Source organism: Rhizobium hidalgonense, assembly GCF_002914525.1.
GTDB lineage: Bacteria > Pseudomonadota > Alphaproteobacteria > Rhizobiales > Rhizobiaceae > Rhizobium > Rhizobium hidalgonense.
Genome location: NZ_LODW01000127.1, coordinates 253,920 through 269,803 on the forward strand (window position 1 = coordinate 253,920; position 15,884 = coordinate 269,803).

16 protein-coding genes are annotated in these 15,884 nt (G+C 62.9%); 9 read left to right on the forward strand and 7 right to left on the reverse strand.

From position 1 onward, the window contains the following. Positions 1-208: 208 nt before the first annotated feature. On the reverse strand, positions 209-1,132 hold the full coding sequence (locus tag ATY29_RS34725; protein WP_097534205.1) for a phytanoyl-CoA dioxygenase family protein: 924 nt from the start codon (positions 1,130-1,132) through the stop codon (positions 209-211). A 97-nt stretch (positions 1,133-1,229) separates the two neighbouring features. Here ATY29_RS34725 and ATY29_RS34730 point away from each other — a divergent pair, with 97 nt between their 5' ends. Then, complete coding sequence (locus ATY29_RS34730; protein ID WP_025416533.1) at positions 1,230-2,054, forward strand: helix-turn-helix transcriptional regulator; 825 nt, start codon at positions 1,230-1,232, stop codon at positions 2,052-2,054. A gap of 25 nt (positions 2,055-2,079) precedes the next feature. Here ATY29_RS34730 and ATY29_RS34735 read toward each other — a convergent pair whose 3' ends face one another. After that, complete coding sequence (locus ATY29_RS34735; RefSeq protein WP_003564612.1) at positions 2,080-3,102, reverse strand: LLM class flavin-dependent oxidoreductase; 1,023 nt, start codon at positions 3,100-3,102, stop codon at positions 2,080-2,082. 338 nt (positions 3,103-3,440) lie between these two features. Between ATY29_RS34735 and ATY29_RS34740 the strand changes: the two genes are divergently transcribed. Then, the gene (locus tag ATY29_RS34740; RefSeq protein WP_025416531.1) at positions 3,441-4,082 is read left to right on the forward strand and encodes a metallophosphoesterase family protein; all 642 of its coding nucleotides are present in this window, start codon (positions 3,441-3,443) and stop codon (positions 4,080-4,082) included. 208 nt (positions 4,083-4,290) lie between these two features. Here ATY29_RS34740 and ATY29_RS34745 read toward each other — a convergent pair whose 3' ends face one another. Together ATY29_RS34745 and ATY29_RS34750 are read right to left on the reverse strand one after the other, a co-directional pair. Beyond that, positions 4,291-4,635 carry a hypothetical protein gene (locus ATY29_RS34745; protein WP_097534236.1) on the reverse strand — a complete coding sequence of 115 codons (345 nt, stop codon included), beginning with the start codon at positions 4,633-4,635 and terminating at the stop codon, positions 4,291-4,293. 5 nt (positions 4,636-4,640) lie between these two features. Then, positions 4,641-5,438, reverse strand: coding sequence for a DUF899 domain-containing protein (locus ATY29_RS34750; RefSeq protein WP_097534207.1), 798 nt, complete (start codon positions 5,436-5,438; stop codon positions 4,641-4,643). 114 nt (positions 5,439-5,552) lie between these two features. Between ATY29_RS34750 and ATY29_RS34755 the strand changes: the two genes are divergently transcribed. From ATY29_RS34755 to ATY29_RS34765, 3 genes are all read left to right on the forward strand, one after another. Further along, positions 5,553-6,773, forward strand: a complete 1,221-nt coding sequence (locus ATY29_RS34755) for a hypothetical protein (protein WP_003564605.1) — start codon at positions 5,553-5,555, stop codon at positions 6,771-6,773. Between the two features lie 31 nt (positions 6,774-6,804). Further along, positions 6,805-7,437, forward strand: a complete 633-nt coding sequence (locus ATY29_RS34760; RefSeq protein WP_003564603.1) for a Vgb family protein — start codon at positions 6,805-6,807, stop codon at positions 7,435-7,437. Between the two features lie 203 nt (positions 7,438-7,640). Next, a complete protein-coding gene (locus tag ATY29_RS34765; protein WP_025416528.1) occupies positions 7,641-8,555 on the forward strand; it encodes a phosphotriesterase family protein in 915 nt (304 codons plus the stop codon). A gap of 341 nt (positions 8,556-8,896) precedes the next feature. Here the strand turns inward: ATY29_RS34765 and ATY29_RS34770 are convergent, their stop codons facing one another. Beyond that, positions 8,897-9,433 carry a GNAT family N-acetyltransferase gene (locus ATY29_RS34770; RefSeq protein WP_003564598.1) on the reverse strand — a complete coding sequence of 179 codons (537 nt, stop codon included), beginning with the start codon at positions 9,431-9,433 and terminating at the stop codon, positions 8,897-8,899. A 132-nt stretch (positions 9,434-9,565) separates the two neighbouring features. Here ATY29_RS34770 and ATY29_RS34775 point away from each other — a divergent pair, with 132 nt between their 5' ends. Beyond that, positions 9,566-11,257 carry a sensor histidine kinase gene (locus tag ATY29_RS34775; RefSeq protein WP_097534209.1) on the forward strand — a complete coding sequence of 564 codons (1,692 nt, stop codon included), beginning with the start codon at positions 9,566-9,568 and terminating at the stop codon, positions 11,255-11,257. A gap of 10 nt (positions 11,258-11,267) precedes the next feature. Further along, positions 11,268-11,669 (forward strand): response regulator, encoded by a 402-nt coding sequence (locus ATY29_RS34780; RefSeq protein ID WP_003564594.1) that lies wholly within the window; start codon positions 11,268-11,270, stop codon positions 11,667-11,669. A 21-nt stretch (positions 11,670-11,690) separates the two neighbouring features. Here the strand turns inward: ATY29_RS34780 and ATY29_RS34785 are convergent, their stop codons facing one another. After that, on the reverse strand, positions 11,691-13,109 hold the full coding sequence (locus ATY29_RS34785; RefSeq protein WP_097534211.1) for an aminotransferase-like domain-containing protein: 1,419 nt from the start codon (positions 13,107-13,109) through the stop codon (positions 11,691-11,693). Between the two features lie 90 nt (positions 13,110-13,199). On the opposite strand from ATY29_RS34785, the gene ATY29_RS34790 reads away from it, so the two are divergent. Both ATY29_RS34790 and ATY29_RS34795 read left to right on the forward strand, forming a co-directional pair. Further along, positions 13,200-14,063 carry a DMT family transporter gene (locus ATY29_RS34790; RefSeq protein WP_097534238.1) on the forward strand — a complete coding sequence of 288 codons (864 nt, stop codon included), beginning with the start codon at positions 13,200-13,202 and terminating at the stop codon, positions 14,061-14,063. Between the two features lie 172 nt (positions 14,064-14,235). Next, the gene (locus ATY29_RS34795) at positions 14,236-14,685 is read left to right on the forward strand and encodes a DUF4168 domain-containing protein (protein WP_097534240.1); all 450 of its coding nucleotides are present in this window, start codon (positions 14,236-14,238) and stop codon (positions 14,683-14,685) included. Positions 14,686-14,762: 77 nt separating this feature from the next. On the opposite strand, the gene ATY29_RS34800 is transcribed toward ATY29_RS34795, so the two are convergent. Continuing rightward, positions 14,763-15,149, reverse strand: coding sequence for a cupin domain-containing protein (locus tag ATY29_RS34800; protein WP_097534213.1), 387 nt, complete (start codon positions 15,147-15,149; stop codon positions 14,763-14,765). Positions 15,150-15,884: the final 735 nt, after the last annotated feature.

The window sequence follows — 15,884 nt, forward strand, 5'->3', positions numbered from 1 at the left end:
TCGAGCGGTTCGGTCCCAGCCATAAGTCGGTCAGTCATGCAACCGATTCAAGGCTCGGACCATCAACGCTCACGGCGGCAGTAAGGTCCCGATGCTTCGCTGTTCTGTTGGCAGCAGCCGGTCCGATCTCCGGAGAGCGAGCCTGATGCGCAGCCGGCGCTGGCATTCACTGCGGCGGAATTCGGCCGATCGGGGCGCTGGAACCAGGCTACAGCATATCGCCGAGGCTCCAATGGTTGTTCCATCGGGCGTCGATCTCGTCGTCGACATTCTGATATCTTATGTCGGTGGAGAGGCGCAGCCGCCGGCTGCTGTCCTGGTTGGTGGTTGAGGCGTGGATCATGTAGGGCGAGTGGAGCACAACGTCGCCGGCCTCATAATCGGCGGCGAGCCAGCGGGTGTCGAAGCGCTCCGCCATATCGGGGAGGTCCTTCGAGACCCAGCCGCCTTCCTTCATGTGGCTGTTATAGGCACTGATCCGCTCCTCAGGGGAAAGATCGCCGCTTGCGGCCTGAAACTCCGCCTCCATCTTGACGCCCAGCGCGTGCGAACCTTCGAGGTAGACGAGGCCGCCCATCTCGGCAGGGATATCGCCGATCGGGATCCAGGCCGTCACCAGGCGGCTGGTGCCGCCGCGGAGATAGACGAGATCGTAGTGAGCGGGTGTGGCGGTCGGCGATCCCGGCTGGGTGAAACGCATGAGCTTGCGCTTGTGCAGATAGGAGATGCCTTGCAGGAAATCATCCATGAAGCGGGTGAGCGGTGGCTGCGCGCAAAAACCTTCATAGGCGGCGGAGCGGACAAGCGACATCAGGCGCCGGTCCGCCAAGCTCCAGTCGAAGCTGGCGGCCGACGCAATGCCTTGCGAAAAATCGCTGCCGGGCTCGACCAGTCCCGTCACCGCGAGGCGTTCGAAGACCCAGCCACGGAAATCGATGACATCGGCTCGCCGCAGAAGACCTTTCAGCCAGACATAGCCGTCATTCTGGTAGCGGTGGCGGATGGCGTCGACGCCGATGGCGGGATCGGTCGGTGTGAGCCAGCCCATCCGCTGCGCAGCCAAGGTCTTGCCGTGGGCGGCAAGGGGAAATTCCGGCGTTCGGCTCTGCATGGCTTTGGCGGTAATCGACATTTCAGCCTTCTCCAGCTTGAATTGATTTGCCAAGAAATAGCTGATCTGCAGGGATAACCGACATAGAGGAAATAGCTCTCTGGACTTTTCGCTCATCATGAGAGACGCCGAAGCCATCTACAGAACGCCGCTTGGCGCAGCCGGCGGACTGGCGGTCACCGGAAGCGGCAGGCAGCATGCCCGCCATGCGGTGACCGACCGAAAACTTCCGAGTTTCGCCGTCGTGTTGGTGGAGCGCGGGCAGGGCTGGCTGGAAACCGCCGCCAGCGGTCGCCTCAGCCTGACCGGGCCTGCCCTGTTCTGGCTGTTTCCCAACCGCGCGCATTCCTACGCTCCCGACCAAGGCGGCTGGGACGAGCGCTGGGCGCTTTTCGAAGGATCATTCACGCGGGATTTCGTCAGGCTGAGGATGATTGCCGAGCGACATCCGGTCGTCGCCTTGCATCGCCTCGATGAGGTGGCGCGGCTCTTCGGGACGCTCCACGCCGATCTGCTTGACGATACCCACCTGGGGCAGGCGTCGGCCGCTTTAATGCTGCATCGCATCGTCATATCAGCCGCCAGACAGGCAATTGGAGTGGCGGATCAACGCCGGGAAAGGCCCGACATGGCCGGCATCGTGGAAACGCTACGGCGGCGGGCGATGCAACCGCTCGACCTTTCCGCCTTTGCCGCCGAGCACGGGATGTCTCCGGCAACATTGCGCCGGCGGTTCACGCTTGAAACGGGGCTGCCGCCCAAGGCATTTCAGCTTCGGGCGCGCATGGACCATGCCAAACAGCTGTTGGCAACCACCGACGAAAAAATCGAAACGGTTGCCGCCATGATCGGTCTGGATGACCCATTCTATTTTTCACGGGCCTTCCACGAGCGTGAGGGCTGCAGTCCTCGCGAATTCCGCGCTCGATACAGGCGGATGTGAGCGCCCGGTGCCACCGGCCGGCGCGTCAGCGCCAGCCAAGCGCCGGGGCGACGTGGGTCAGAATTGCCTCGATGACATGGGCGTTGTAGGCGACGCCGAGCTGGTTGGGGACGGTGAGCAGCAGCGTGTCGGCCTCGGCGATCGCCTCGTCTTCGGCAAGCTGCCGGATCAGAACGTCGGGTTCGGCGGCATAGCTGCGGCCGAAGATTGCCCGGGTCTTCTCGTCGATGAAACCGATCTTGTCGTCCTCGTCGTTGCCATAGCCGAAATAGGCGCGATCGCGGTCGTCGACCAGTGCGAAGATGCTGCGGCTGACCGAAACGCGCGGCTGTCGCGTGTGACCGGCTGCCTTCCACGCCTCGCGATAAGCGCGGATCTGCTCGGCCTGCTGGACGTGGAACGGCTCTCCCGTCTCGTCGTCCTTCAGCGTCGAACTCTGCAGGTTCATGCCGAGCTTGGCCGCCCAGACAGCGGTGGCATTGGAGCTTGCGCCCCACCAGATCCGCTCGCGCAGCCCCTCCGAATGCGGCTCGAGACGCAGCAGGCCGGGCGGGTTCGGAAACATCGGCCGCGGGTTTGGCTTGGCAAAACCGTCGCCGCGCAGGATCTCGAGAAAGACTTCGGCGTGGTGGCGGGCCATGTCTGCCTCGCTCTGGCCTTCGGGCGGAGCGTAGCCGAAATGGCGCCAGCCATCGATCACCTGTTCCGGCGAGCCGCGGCTGATGCCGAGCTGCAACCGGCCGCCGGCGATAAGATCGGCGGCACCGGCATCCTCGGCCATATAAAGCGGGTTCTCGTAGCGCATGTCGATGACCGCGGTGCCGATCTCGATCCGGCTGGTTCTTGCGCCGACGGCCGATAGCAGCGGGAAGGGTGCGGCCAGCTGACGGGCGAAATGATGCACCCGGAAATACGCCCCGTCGGCTCCGAGCTCCTCGGCCGCGACCGCAAGGTCGATCGATTGCAGCAGCGCATCGGCCGCCGAGCGCGTCTGCGACTGAGGCGAGGGCGTCCAGTGCCCGAACGAGAGGAAACCGATCTTCTTCATGTCGCGCCTTTTCCGTTGCATCTTATGGTGGATGGGTCATGGCATAGTTTTGGGCAGGAAGACAATCGGAAGCGGGTGGGTGTAGCGTATCACTTATCCGGCATTTAGGCGCTATCTTGCCGCCCAGCCGTGAACGTATCGCGTGAACATCCCAACGCCATTTTCTGTGACAGTCACAGGAGAGGGTGGGCGGGCGGACGTTCGCGACGGTCCATATGCGAACTCAAGCCAAAGGCGAGGCAATCGCTGTAAGTGCCGGGAAATGAGTCAGATTTCTCTCAGATCCGCCGCGGTGGTCCTGACTTCACCTTGCTTACGACAGGCGCTAAAAGGGAGATATGCGCTACACATTCGCCATAGGCGATATTCACGGCTGCGTCGATCCGCTGAACAGGATGATCGATCAGATCGAGGCTTATGCGTCTGAAGGCACGGTCGTCTTCCTTGGCGACTATGTCGATCGCGGGCCTGACAGCAAAAGTGTCCTCGACCGGATCATTGCCGGCCCCTGGGGCCAGTGGTCGTGGATCTGCCTCAAAGGCAATCATGAAGATATGATGGCCGCTGCCTATGCCGACAGCGACAACAGAGCCCAATGGCTCGGCAATGGCGGGCTGGAAACCGAAATATCCTATGGCGGCAGGGTTCCGCACGAGCATCTGCGATGGGCGGCCGATCGTCCGTTGCTGCATGTCGATCAGCATCGCATCTTCGTCCATGCCGGTGTCGACCCGGCATTTCCATTGGAACAGCAGAGTGCGGGCGATCTTCTTTGGATCCGGTTTCCTCCCGGTTTGTCTGAAGACTATTGGGGCAAACACCTCGTCCACGGCCATACACCGTCACTGTCCAACCCGGTGACGACAGGAAACCGCACCAACATCGACAGCGCCTGCGTCTTCGGCGGCAAGCTCTCGTGCGCGGTCTTCGATGATGATGTTGCCGGCGGGCCGATCGGGTTTATCGAGGTGAGGGCGTGAACTTGGGTCCGCCTGCAGGGAGATAATGCCGGAGACGGCTGAGGGGCGGTGCTGCTGAGCGGGCAAGCCTATCGCCCCGCCATGACTCTTCAGCAGAAAGTTCGGCGAGAACGCCATCCCAATCTCCGTCATTCCTGTGACATCCCTCGGGCAAAGCCCTGAGGCCACCGGAATGACGGAGAGATGTGGCGGCGTCATTATCGAAGACTCAGGCCCGCCAGCCGGCGGCGAGCCGCAGCCAGGGCGTCAGATGGAAGCCGCTCATCAGCAGATACATCGGCACCATTCCGCCGATCGGGAAGTTATCCGGCGTCGTGGTGCAGATCATGTCAGCGCTGCCGGTCGCAACCGTCAGCAGCGCCATGAGCGCGAACGTCGGGGCGGCGGCGAGCGCCAGCCGGTCGGCAGCGCGGGCGGCGATCCGGCCGGTCGGGCTAGCCATGCTCCCGCTCGATCTACCGGCGGATCCGTCGTCGGCGGCGGCCAGCGACAGCCATTCGGCGGCGTTGAGGGCAGCCTTGCCGTCGCCTCTCTCAGGGGTTTGAAGCAACATCGGCATCACTCCTTGCCGTACCGGTCGTGATGGCGCCACCAGATTCCGGTTTCGTTGCGGCCCTTCGGTGCGCGGTCGAGCCATTGGTACATGCCCCAGAGGCCGTCCAACCCGCGCGCATAGCTGGAATAACTGTGGTAGACGGCGCCGTCGATGAGTTCGAAGGCGCTGACGCCCGGGCGGTCGCGGGTGTAGGTCATGATATCGGTGCCGGTCATGGCGGCGATTTGGGCGACCGGGCCTTCTCCCTCAGGCTGCTGCCATTGCTGCACGATTTGGCCGGCGACCGGTTCGGGGGCGGGCGGTTCGCGGCGATAGTTATATTCTATACCGCCCTGACGCTGGTCTTCGGCGCTGAACCAGACGCTGAAATCGGCGTTGAAATCGCTGCCGTCCGAGGAGGCCCAGGGAAAGCTCCAGTCCATGCGCCGCTTGAAGGCCTCAAGTTTTTCAAGCGGCGCCCGCGAGACCGCCCAGAAGGCGACGTCGTGGTTTTCCAGATGGACGAAGACGCCGTTGAAGCCGTCGGCGATCGAGGAGCAGGAGGGGCATCCCGCACTGTAATCCGGCCCGAACATGAAGTGATAGATCAGAAGCTGCGAGCGCCCGCCGAAGAGATCCTTCAGCGAGGCACCGCCGCCTTCGGTGTCGAAACGGTATTGCTTGTCGATCCTGACGCGGGGCAGTTGCTGGCGTTTGACCGCCAGCGCGTCGCTCCGCCGTGTCAGTTCCTTTTCTTCCTTAAGCAGATCGAGCCTTGCTGCCAGCCACGGCTGGCGCGTCGCATTCGGTATTGCCGTCATGGGTCTTCTCCTTTGCCTGTCTCTCGTCGTAGCATCCGGCTCGGTTGCGGCCGTTGAACGAAGACTACGGCCGGGTAGCGAAATGGCGGGAGTGACAAGTGTGACGGGATTTGAATGGACTCGCTGATCACAGCAGCGGCGCGGGCGCTGGCAACGGGTGACGCGCTCGGCGCGCTGAAGCGGGTGGCGCTGCGCGACGATGCGCCGGCGCTTGCGCTGCGCGGTATTGCGATGGCGCAGCTTGGCGACCTCGCGCGCGCCAAGGCCCTGTTGAAGAGTGCGGCGCGCGCCTTCGGGCCGCGGGAGGCGGTGGCGCGGGCGCGTTGCGTGGTCGCCGAGGCCGAGATCGCACTCGTCTCGCGTGATCTCATCTGGCCGCCGAAGGCGTTGGAAGCGGCGCGCAGGGTGCTGGAAGCGCATGGCGACAGGATCAATGCCGCCCATGCGGGCAACGTCGCCATTCGCAGGCTGGTGCTGATCGGCCGCCTCGACGAGGCCGAGCGCGCGCTCGCAGCCCTCGATCCGACACCGTTGCCGCCGGCGCTGCGGGCCGCCCACGAGCTGGTGACGGCCGGCATCGCCGTCCGGCGCCTGCAGACGCAGGCAGCTCGCAGCGCCCTCGATCGGGCAAGGCTCGCGGCGCGCGCGGCCGCTATCCCCGCTTTGACGGCGGAGGTCGAAACTGCCGCGCTGGTGCTCGACACCCCGGCGGCACGGCTGATGTCGCACGGAGAGGAACACCCGCTGCTGCTCGCCGAGGTGGAGGCGCTGCTTTCCTCCGGCACGCTTGTCGTCGATGCCTGCCGCCATGTGATGTGGAGTGCGGGCGCCGCCGTTTCGCTGGCGACGCGGCCAGTGCTGTTTGCACTTGCCCGCACGCTGGCCGAAGCCTGGCCCGGGGATGCGGCAAGAGGCACGCTAATAACGCGCGCCTTCCGCGGCAAACATGCCGATGAATCGCATCGCGCGCGGCTGCGGGTCGAGATCGGCCGGCTGCGCGCTGAACTGCGGGGACTGGCGGAGGTTTCGGCGACGAAGCGCGGTTTTGCGCTTTCGCCGTGCGGCGCCGGGGAAATTGCCGTTCTGGCGCCACTCGTCGAGGGGTCTCATGGAGCGGTGCTGGCGTTTCTGGCCGACGGAGAGGCATGGTCGAGTTCGGCTTTGGCGATCGCGCTCGGGGCCAGCTCCCGCACCGTGCAGCGCGCGCTGGATTCGCTGGCCGGTGCCGGCAAGGTGCAATCGCTGGGGCGTGGGCGGGCACGGCGTTGGATGAGCCCGCCGCTGTCGGGTTTCCCGACGATCTTGTTACTCCCCGGACCGCTACCGAGCGATTAGGATGGCCCGAATTGTAATAGGGAAGGAAAAGATGAAAAAATCAGCTGCGAATATCCTGCGTGAATATGGGCCTTTTCCTGGCACTGACCGCGTCAATGGCGTTACCTTCGACGGCGAGCACATTTGGTTTGCCTCGGGTGACAGGCTGAACGCGCTTGATCCCGAAAGCGGTGAGGTGGTGCGCTCGGTTGAGGTCGCGTCTCATGCCGGAACTGCCTTCGACGGCGAGTTTCTCTACCAGATCGCCGAGGATGTCATTCACAAGGTCGACCCGAAGACCGGCCGCATCCTGGCCACGATCCCGGCGCCCGGCAATGGCGGCGATTCCGGCCTTGCCTGGGCCGAAGGCACGCTCTGGGTCGGCCAGCACCGCGGCCGCAGGATCCATCAGATCGATCCGGAGACCGGCAAGATCCTGCGCACCATCGAATCCAACCGCGTCGTGACGGGCGTCACCTGGGTCGACGGCCAGCTCTGGCACGGCACCTGGGAGGGCGACGACAGCGACGTCAGGCGCATCGACCCCGAAACCGGAGAAGTGCTGGAGCGGCTCGACATGCCCGAAGGCACCGGCGTCTCGGGCCTCGAATCCGACGGCGGCGACTGCTTCTTCTGCGGTGGCGGCGGCAGCGGCAAGATCCGCGCCATCAGCCGGCCGAAGTAGATGCGGCCGATGCGGCATAACTCTCCCATGCGATAGTCAGCGCGCCAAGAAACCGGCTCCCAAATCGTTGGCATCTATGTCCCAGTTGTCAGAATTTCGATCGGGTGAGCGATTGATTTCCTGACCTGACAATCTAGTTTGGCGGCAGTGTCGAGGCTTCGGTGTCGGCCTGGACGCAAAGCTGGCGTGACCGGGGGAAGACTTTGAAATATCTGCGCACGACGCTCGGGCCCAAGAGCAAACCCGAACTTGGAATGATCCTGCCGCACGAGCACGTCTTCGTCGACCTCAGGACACCCGACCAGCCCGGTTATGCGGAAGCAGAAACCGAAGACGTGGTTCGGTTGATGGCGCCTGAAATCGAGCGCATCAAGAAGCTCGGGGTCACGGCACTGGTCGAATGTTCGACGGGCGGCGTCGGACGCCGTGCGGATATCGATCTTGCCGTATCACTGGCGACGGATTTTCCGATCGTCGTTCCCACCGGCAATTACCGTGAACCCTGGATTCCCGAATGGGTCCGCCATGCGTCCGAGCGGGAGCTGGAGGCGTGGATGCTGCGCGAGCTGACGGAGCAGATCGACGAGATCGGGTTCCAGGCAGGCTGGATCAAGCTCAGCGCCGGTGATGACGGCATGACGGCGCTCGAGACGAAAATCCTGCGGGCAGCGGCGCGCGCCGCGGCGCAGACGGACGCCGTCATCGGCAGTCATACGATCAGGGGACGGGTCGTCATGGATCAGCTCGATGTCATCGAGGCGGAAGGCTATCGGGCCGACAGGTTCATCTCCATTCACACGCAGGAAGAAAAAGACTTCGCCTATAATCTTGCCGTTGCCCAGCGAGGTGCCTGGATCGAGTATGACCATGTCGGCCGGGCCGGGGACGACGAGGTGGCCGAGCTGGTGATCAGGGCGCTGGAGGCTGGTTGCGGCGACCGCCTGTTGTTGAGCCATGACCGGGGCTGGTACGATCCGGCGCTGCCGATGGGCGGGACACCCAAGCCCTACACCCATCTTTCCACGGTCCTGCTGCCCGAGTTAAGACGGCGAGGCGTGGACGACGGGACCCTGATGCGCCTGACCCACGACAATCCGTTCGAGGCTTTCGCCCGATAGGAGCAGGCCGGGTGAAAGAAGCCTGACGGCATGACGTGTTTCCTAAGAAGCGCGATGATCACTTCGTGAGCGGGGCGTCCTAAACGGTGCCCACGGCTTGCTCGAAATCCCTTTAACCGATTGCGCACATCTCGGCTCCGCCGAGCGGAGCTCACCGAGGATGCCGTGGGACCGGCCAAATGCCCGATCGTTAAAACGACGAAAGTGTTCGTGCCTGCTGCCAGGTTCGCGATTCACTCGATCAGAAGCCCGTTCGCTGACCCCTAAGGATAGGTTATGAGCGCTGCGCCGATCCAATTGATTGCCGCGCTATTGTCCAAAAACGCTGACGATACTCCGATTTATGCCGGCCCATCCTCTTCGAACAAAAGCGCCATCCCGATCGCATCGATGAACCGGCCGTCGATACGCGCGGCGCGGCGGATTATGCCCTCGCGCACGAACCCCGTTTTTTCATAGAGGGCGAGCGCCCGGAGATTGTCCTGGTAAACATCGAGTTCGACCCTGATAAAGCCGGCCTCCTGCGCGGCTCTCAACGTCGTCTCGATGAGCTTTCGTCCAAGACCCTGGCCGCGATAGGCGGGAAGGATCCCCATTCCGAGCTTGCCGCGATGGGCGTGCGACGGGAAGAAATGCCGGTCGATGTCGCACCAGCCGACGACCTCGTCTTGCGCGATAGCCACGAATTGCGGATTGCCTTTTGCAATCATGCCCATCACGAATGCGCGTGTCTCCGGCAGCGGCGTTGCTTCCAGCATGGACAGGTATTTTTTCTCCCGCGCAACGACGTCGAGCGCACGATGAAAGCTGTCGATATGGGCAGCAGCGATTGGTTCGATCCTGATGCCTGACGTATCTGACGATGCGGCGGCGTCCATGCGCTTCTCCTTCGACGAGTCGCGACTGCCTTCGAAGGCCTGCCGCGGACTTCAGGGGAGCGTATAATTCACGCTCCGTCAACCTTTGCGTGTCAATTTCTCGGCAGCGGGCGCCATCAAAAGGTTGCAGAATTGAAGGTCAGGCTAACATCCCACATTACCTTCGTCTTGGTGACACTCACCTGCGCGGCGGCTGTATTGCTCTGCGGATTTGCGTGGCTCGCCGCCATAAAGGTCGATGATCTCTCGCTGCGCCGGCAGGCCGATTTTGTCGGCCAAGGATTGGAAGAGCAGATCGCGGCGCTTCCCCGCGAACAGGAGAGCATTGCCAAATGGGACGACGCCTTTCTTTATGCCAAGCAGCGGAACCATGAATGGCTGCTCGACAATGTCGGCCTGTGGACGAGCCGGTATTTCGGGCACGACAGGACCTATATCTTTGACGATACCAATCGCCTGATGTTTGCGTTCCGCGACGGCGCGGACGCCGTGCCGCCGCGGCTTGGCAGCGACGACAGCCAGGAAATGACCGCGCTCGCCGGAGCGATGCGCGCAGTTCTTGTCGAGCAGGCTGCAAAGCCCGGCACCAAACCGCTTGGTCAACTGGCGACGGTTCGCACGATCATGATCGGCAATCGGCCGGCGATCGCAAGCGCGCGGCCCATTCTGCCGAGCTCGGCCAGAATGCAGATCGACGCAGGCCAGGAGTTCATTGCCGTCTCGGTCAAGTTCATCGATGGAAAAGCCGTCGAAAGCATCGCCCATTATGCGCGCCTCGAAGGCTTGCATTTCGCGCTGAAAAGTAACGGCGAGCGGGCCGAAGTGCCGGTCTCGTCCCATGACGGCGGCACGATCGGCTATCTCGTCTGGCCGCCGATCCTGCCCGGATTCATGCTGCTTCAACAAATCGCGCCGGCTGGGCTTGGCTGCCTGGCGCTGCTGATCGCTGTCGTCTTCTGGCTCGGACGCGGTCTGCATCGCACCTCGCTGACCCTGCTGGACAGCCAGACCGAACTCACCCACCACCGCAACCACCTGGAAGAAATGGTGGCCGATCGAACGGCCGAGATCGAACGGCAGAGAGAGGAGCTGGATCGGCTGCTGGTGCACGAACGCCAGGTGAATGCGCTCCAGCGCCAGTTCGTTGCCATGGCCTCGCACGAGTTTCGCACGCCGCTCGCCATCATCGACGCCGCCGCCCAGCGGCTCTGCCGCTCGACCACCAATGTCAGCGGCGATTACGTTCACGAAAAAGCCGGCGTGATCCGCAGCGCGGTGGTGCGCATGGTCGACCTGATGGAAAGCATCCTCGCCAGCGGCAGGCTCGAAACCGGGATTACCCTGAAGCGCAGCGAAGGCGATCTGAAAGCCTTGCTCGTCACCTGCTGCGACAGACAGCGCCAGCTCAGTCGTGCGCATCTGTTCCACCTCGATCTCGAGCCCATACCCGAGAGCTTGACGTTCGACCGCAGCGCGATGGAACAGGTGTTCACCAACCTGATGTCGAACGCCGTCAAATATTCGCCCAACGCGCCCGACATTCACGTTCGCGCCCGGGCCGACGAGAAGTCGCTGGAGATCGCCATCTCCGACAGCGGCATCGGCATGGATGCGGAGGATCTGCCGAAACTGTTCCAGCCCTATTATCGCGCCCGCAGCGCGACGGGCATTGCCGGAACCGGCATCGGCCTCAATGTCGTCAAGCAGGTCATCGAACTGCATGGCGGCACCGTCGAGGTGACGAGCGCGCTCGGCAAGGGCACAACATTCACCATTCGTCTGCCAATAGGCTCTCTATTGTCGGATCAACACGTCGCAGCTTAGGGAAAAGCTTATGGTTACAGTCCTGTGCATAGAAGATGAAGTCGAGATCCGGAACCTCCTCGTCGAAGAGTTGGGCGAAGCCGGCTACAAGACGCTCGAGGCCTCGAACGGTGCCGAAGGGCTGGAAATGATCCTTTCGAAATGGCCCGACATCGTCATCAGCGATGTTTCCATGCCTGTTATGGATGGCCACCAGCTGCTGGCCGAAATTCAGATCAACCACCCCGAGTTCTCCAACATCCCCTTCATCCTGCTGACGGCGCTGACCGATCGGGAAAATACGCTCGCCGGCCTGCGTGGCGGCGCGGCGGACTATCTGACCAAGCCGCTCGATTTCGATCTGCTGCTCGCCAAGCTCGAAGGCTGCGTGACCCGCCTCGAAAACGACAAGGCGGTCAATCGGTCGTTTTGATGGGTGGTGGTGCTGCAAGCCTTATCGTGCGACCTTCAACACATCCCCCAGCACCTCGAATACCCGCGTATCCAGCGTCTGCGACACATTGAATCGCATGAAATTGGTCGCCGATTGCGACAGGCTGAAGGCATTGCCGGGCGCCAGCACGATCCGCTTTTCCAGCGCGGCCCGCGCCACGTCGGCCGCATCGATGCCATCGGGCAGGCGGCACCACAGGAACATTCCGGCCTGCGGCTCAAGCCACGGCACTATCCCCAAGCCCTTCAGCCTCGTCGAGACCTCGCTCATCGCCCGGGAGAGCCGCTGTCGGAGCGTCTCCACATGTTTGCGGTAGCCGCCGTCGCTCAAGACGTTGAGCACCAGCTCCGCCGTCAGCCGACTGCTGCCGAAGGAGGTGGCGATCTTGAGGTCGGTCAGGCCGTCGATCCATTCCGGTTTTGCGGCAACGAAGCCGCAGCGGGCCGAGGCCGAAAGCGTCTTCGAAAAGCTGCCGATATGGATGACCCGCTCGAGCCCGTCGAAGGCCGCCAGGCGCGGCGCCGGCGTATATTCGAAATCGGCGAAGATATCGTCCTCGATGATGGTGAGGTCGAACTGCTCGGCGAGTTTCAGAAGCCGATGGGCCGTCACCGGGGACAGCGTTGCGCCTGTCGGATTGTGGATGGCTGAGTTGGTGATGTAGAGCCGCGGCCGATGCTCGGCGACGACTTCAGCAAACAGCGCGATATCGGGACCGGAGGGCGTATAGGGGACGCTGACGATCTTTGCTCGGTGGGCACGCAGCAAAGCGTGGAAATTGAAATAGCAGGGATCGTCGACCAGCACTGTGTCGCCGGGTTCCAGCAGGAAACGGCAGAGCAGATCGATTGCCTGGGTGCCGGAATCGGCCAGCATGATCTGATCGGGGGAGGCTTCGATCCCGCGTTCGCCCATGCGCCTGGAAATCAGCTGGCGCAGTTGCGGCAGGCCGAGCGTCGAACCGTAGTCGGCAAGGGCTGCCGCGTCGGCGCGGGCAAGCGTTCTCAGCCCGCGGCGCATGCCTTCGCCGGGCAGCCAGGCGGGCGGCAGCCAGCCGCAGCCGGGCTTCAGGTCGCTTTCGTCTGCCTCCAGCGATTGCCGCGATATCCAGAAGGGATCGACGGCGCGATCGAGCTTCGGCCCGGTCTCGGCAAGCGCAAAGGGGGCTGCCTGGTTGGCGACGTAGAATCCCGAACCTGGCCTTGCCAGGATCGCGCCCTCGGCGACGAGACGCTCATAGGCGTCGACGACGGTCGAGGTCGACAGCTTCAGCGCCGCCGCCAGTCCCCGGACCGAAGGCAGCTTGGCGCCCGGCGTCAGGCTGCGTCCGGCGATGCGCTGGCGGATCGTCGCGACGACCATGTCGATGCGGGTGCGCCCCGCGGCGTTTTCATCCATCCGTACTGCTTCCTGAACCATAACAGTTTTGCAAAACTGTATCAGACTGTCACTGTCATAAACAGTCCTATCGGCCGATAAGGGGGCAGCAAATAAGGAGTGCAGCGCATCATGGACCGCATGGCATCGGGATGGATCAATGGTTTTATCGGCGTGCTGATCTTCAGCGGATCGCTGCCGGCCACGCGTGTGGCGGTGATGCAGTTCGATCCGGTCTTCCTGACCGTCGCGCGGGCAGCAATCGCCGGCATTCTGGCGCTCGGCCTGCTGATCGCCTTCCGCGAGAAGCGGCCGAGCCGACGCGATCTCATCTCCCTTGTCGTCGTCGCACTCGGCGTCGTGGTCGGCTTCCCGCTGCTGACGGCGCTGGCGCTACAGCATGTCACGTCGGCCCATTCCATCGTCTTCATCGGCCTGCTGCCGCTCTCGACGGCGATCTTCGGGGTGATCCGCGGCGGAGAACGGCCAAAGCCGGCCTTCTGGCTGTTCTCCGGCCTCGGTAGTGCGCTGGTGGCGGGCTTCGCCTTGACGCAGGGCCTGACGGCATCACCGGTCGGTGACATCTTGATGCTGGCGGCGATCGTCGTCTGCGGCCTCGGTTATGCCGAAGGCGGCCGGTTGTCGCGCACGCTCGGCGGCTGGCAGGTGATTTCCTGGGCGCTGGTGCTGTCACTGCCGGTGATGGCCGTGGTGGCATTTCTTTACCGGCCGGCGAGCTTGGCGGAAATCGAACCGCCGGCGCTCATCGGTCTTGCCTATGTCTCGCTGTTCTCGATGCTGATCGGCTTCATCTTCTGGTATCGCGGCCTGTCGCAAGGCGGCATCGCCGCCGTCGGCCAGCTGCAGCTGCTGCAGCCGTTTTTCGGCCTGGCGCTTGCCGCAACCCTGCTGCACGAACCGGTCACGTGGATCATGCTTGCCGTCACGATTGCCGTTATTCTCTGCGTGGCTGGGGCGCGCAGGTTTGCGCGGTAGGGTTGAGTTTTGGTCACAAAGTCGCCGCTCAATTGTCAGAAAATGGCCCCATTACCGCCGCACCGAGCCCTTTTCCGGCTTCATCGTCGCGGCCTCGCCAGCCTTTTCTAGCGGCTGAGCGATCGACCGAGGCGGCCTTGCTGCCGTCCAAATCACCGGAAAAGGAATGAAAATGATCACTCGTTACACATCCCTCGCAACGATGACCGCCGCGGTGTTCAGCCTGCTTGCCTTCAGTTCGGCATCCGCGACCGAGCTTGCCCAGGCGCAAGCCCAGCCGCCTGCTCAGGGCCAGGCGCCGATGCAGGGACAGAGCGGCGGCACCGGTGCGGCCGCCCCGGTCAGCGATCAGAAACTGGAAGCCTTTGCCGTTGCCTATCTGCAGGTCGACAAGGTCCGCCAGCAATATTCGGCCAAGATCGACGCAACTAAGGACCAGGCTGCGAAGCAGAGGCTGCAGGAAGAAGCCAAGAAGCAGATGGTCGACACCGTCCAAGCCTCCAACGACATCTCGGTCGAGGAATATTCTTCGATCCTGACGGCCGCCCAGAGCGACCCGGCGCTCGCCAAGAAGGTTCTGGAAAAGATCGGCACCCCGCCGCCGGCACAGCCTCAGCAGTAACAGGCTGCGCGCTTCTGCGTCATCCTGAATCGAACGAAGGGGCGGGCGCTTGCCGCGCGCCCCGATCCGAGTTGGCTCTACTTGGCGGGCACGACCAGCGCTTCGCCCTTGCGGACGATGTAGGTTGCCAGTTCCGAAGCTTTGCCGCTGCCGATATTCTTGGCCGAGTGGACGACGCCGGAGGGGATGAAAAGGGATTGGCCGGCTTGAAGGGTCACGGGCTGTCTGCCTTCGAGCTGGTATTCCAGCGTTCCCTCGATGACGAAGGCGATCTCTTCGCCAGGGTGAGAATGCCGGGGAGCGAGAACACCGGGGGCGAAATCGACCCGCACCTGAACGGCCTCGTGGCCGGGCACATCGATATCATTCTTGATGAGATCGGTGCGCTGCAACGGCTGTTCCGCCTGCGCCGTCGCCGCGCCGCCGAGAGCAAGGGCGAGCACTATCGCCTGGATCATTTTCATTATGTCATCCTTCCTGAATTGATCGTTCCGGCTCGTTGGCCGCATCGCCATTTCAGTCGATGATTGAACCTGGGATGTGTCGGGAAACCGTCATTTTTGTAAGCGAATGTATCTGCAGATCTGACCGAGATCTCCTGCGAGGACGGGATTTCTTACGCGAACCGCATCTCGCGCGCCTTCGCCGCTACTTCCTCACGATCGCGAGGCGCTTGAGCGCGAATTGCAATCGGGTCATGGAAAGCGGTGCGCCGATCTGAAACTCGTTCAGGGATCCACGCGCGGAAGCCGCTTAGGAGTCGCCACTTGCGATGGAGTGGGAGGAAGCTCCGGGCCTCCGCATCGGAACTCTCCGTCAATGACGAGATGTTGAGAGTGAGGACATTTCGACCAAACTGCGGGATACGGAAAAGCGCAGCCGCCAATCAAGGACATGACCGGCCCGATGACACATACGACCGCGACACAACGTACAACTGCCAGAAAACTTCCCACCGGTGTAAGCCTTTTTCGTCGTGCCGTGTGGCACCCCCCCTCTGGCCTGCCGGCCATCTCCCCCACAAGGAGGGAGATCGGCAGGAGGCTAAATCATCGCGCCCTCTCTAACCTATCGAGGTAGACGTGCGCTAGTTGCAGGGCAAGCCATTGCGCCCAGCCAATCTCCCCACCTGTGGGGGAGATGCCCGGCAGGGCAGAGCGACTGTCTTGGAAGTCAAGCGTTTTGCCATGCTTTCTGGT

Coding starts and splice junctions, on each gene's coding strand:
- ATY29_RS34785 (WP_097534211.1), bottom strand. CDS start 13,109: ATGGTTCAGGAAGCAGTACGGATGGATGAAAACGCCGCGGGGCGCACC.
- ATY29_RS34795 (WP_097534240.1), top strand. CDS start 14,236: ATGATCACTCGTTACACATCCCTCGCAACGATGACCGCCGCGGTGTTC.
- ATY29_RS34780 (WP_003564594.1), top strand. CDS start 11,268: ATGGTTACAGTCCTGTGCATAGAAGATGAAGTCGAGATCCGGAACCTC.
- ATY29_RS34790 (WP_097534238.1), top strand. CDS start 13,200: ATGGACCGCATGGCATCGGGATGGATCAATGGTTTTATCGGCGTGCTG.
- ATY29_RS34750 (WP_097534207.1), bottom strand. CDS start 5,438: ATGACGGCAATACCGAATGCGACGCGCCAGCCGTGGCTGGCAGCAAGG.
- ATY29_RS34735 (WP_003564612.1), bottom strand. CDS start 3,102: ATGAAGAAGATCGGTTTCCTCTCGTTCGGGCACTGGACGCCCTCGCCT.
- ATY29_RS34745 (WP_097534236.1), bottom strand. CDS start 4,635: ATGTTGCTTCAAACCCCTGAGAGAGGCGACGGCAAGGCTGCCCTCAAC.
- ATY29_RS34730 (WP_025416533.1), top strand. CDS start 1,230: ATGAGAGACGCCGAAGCCATCTACAGAACGCCGCTTGGCGCAGCCGGC.
- ATY29_RS34760 (WP_003564603.1), top strand. CDS start 6,805: ATGAAAAAATCAGCTGCGAATATCCTGCGTGAATATGGGCCTTTTCCT.
- ATY29_RS34725 (WP_097534205.1), bottom strand. CDS start 1,132: ATGTCGATTACCGCCAAAGCCATGCAGAGCCGAACGCCGGAATTTCCC.
- ATY29_RS34770 (WP_003564598.1), bottom strand. CDS start 9,433: ATGGACGCCGCCGCATCGTCAGATACGTCAGGCATCAGGATCGAACCA.
- ATY29_RS34755 (WP_003564605.1), top strand. CDS start 5,553: ATGGACTCGCTGATCACAGCAGCGGCGCGGGCGCTGGCAACGGGTGAC.
- ATY29_RS34800 (WP_097534213.1), bottom strand. CDS start 15,149: ATGAAAATGATCCAGGCGATAGTGCTCGCCCTTGCTCTCGGCGGCGCG.
- ATY29_RS34740 (WP_025416531.1), top strand. CDS start 3,441: ATGCGCTACACATTCGCCATAGGCGATATTCACGGCTGCGTCGATCCG.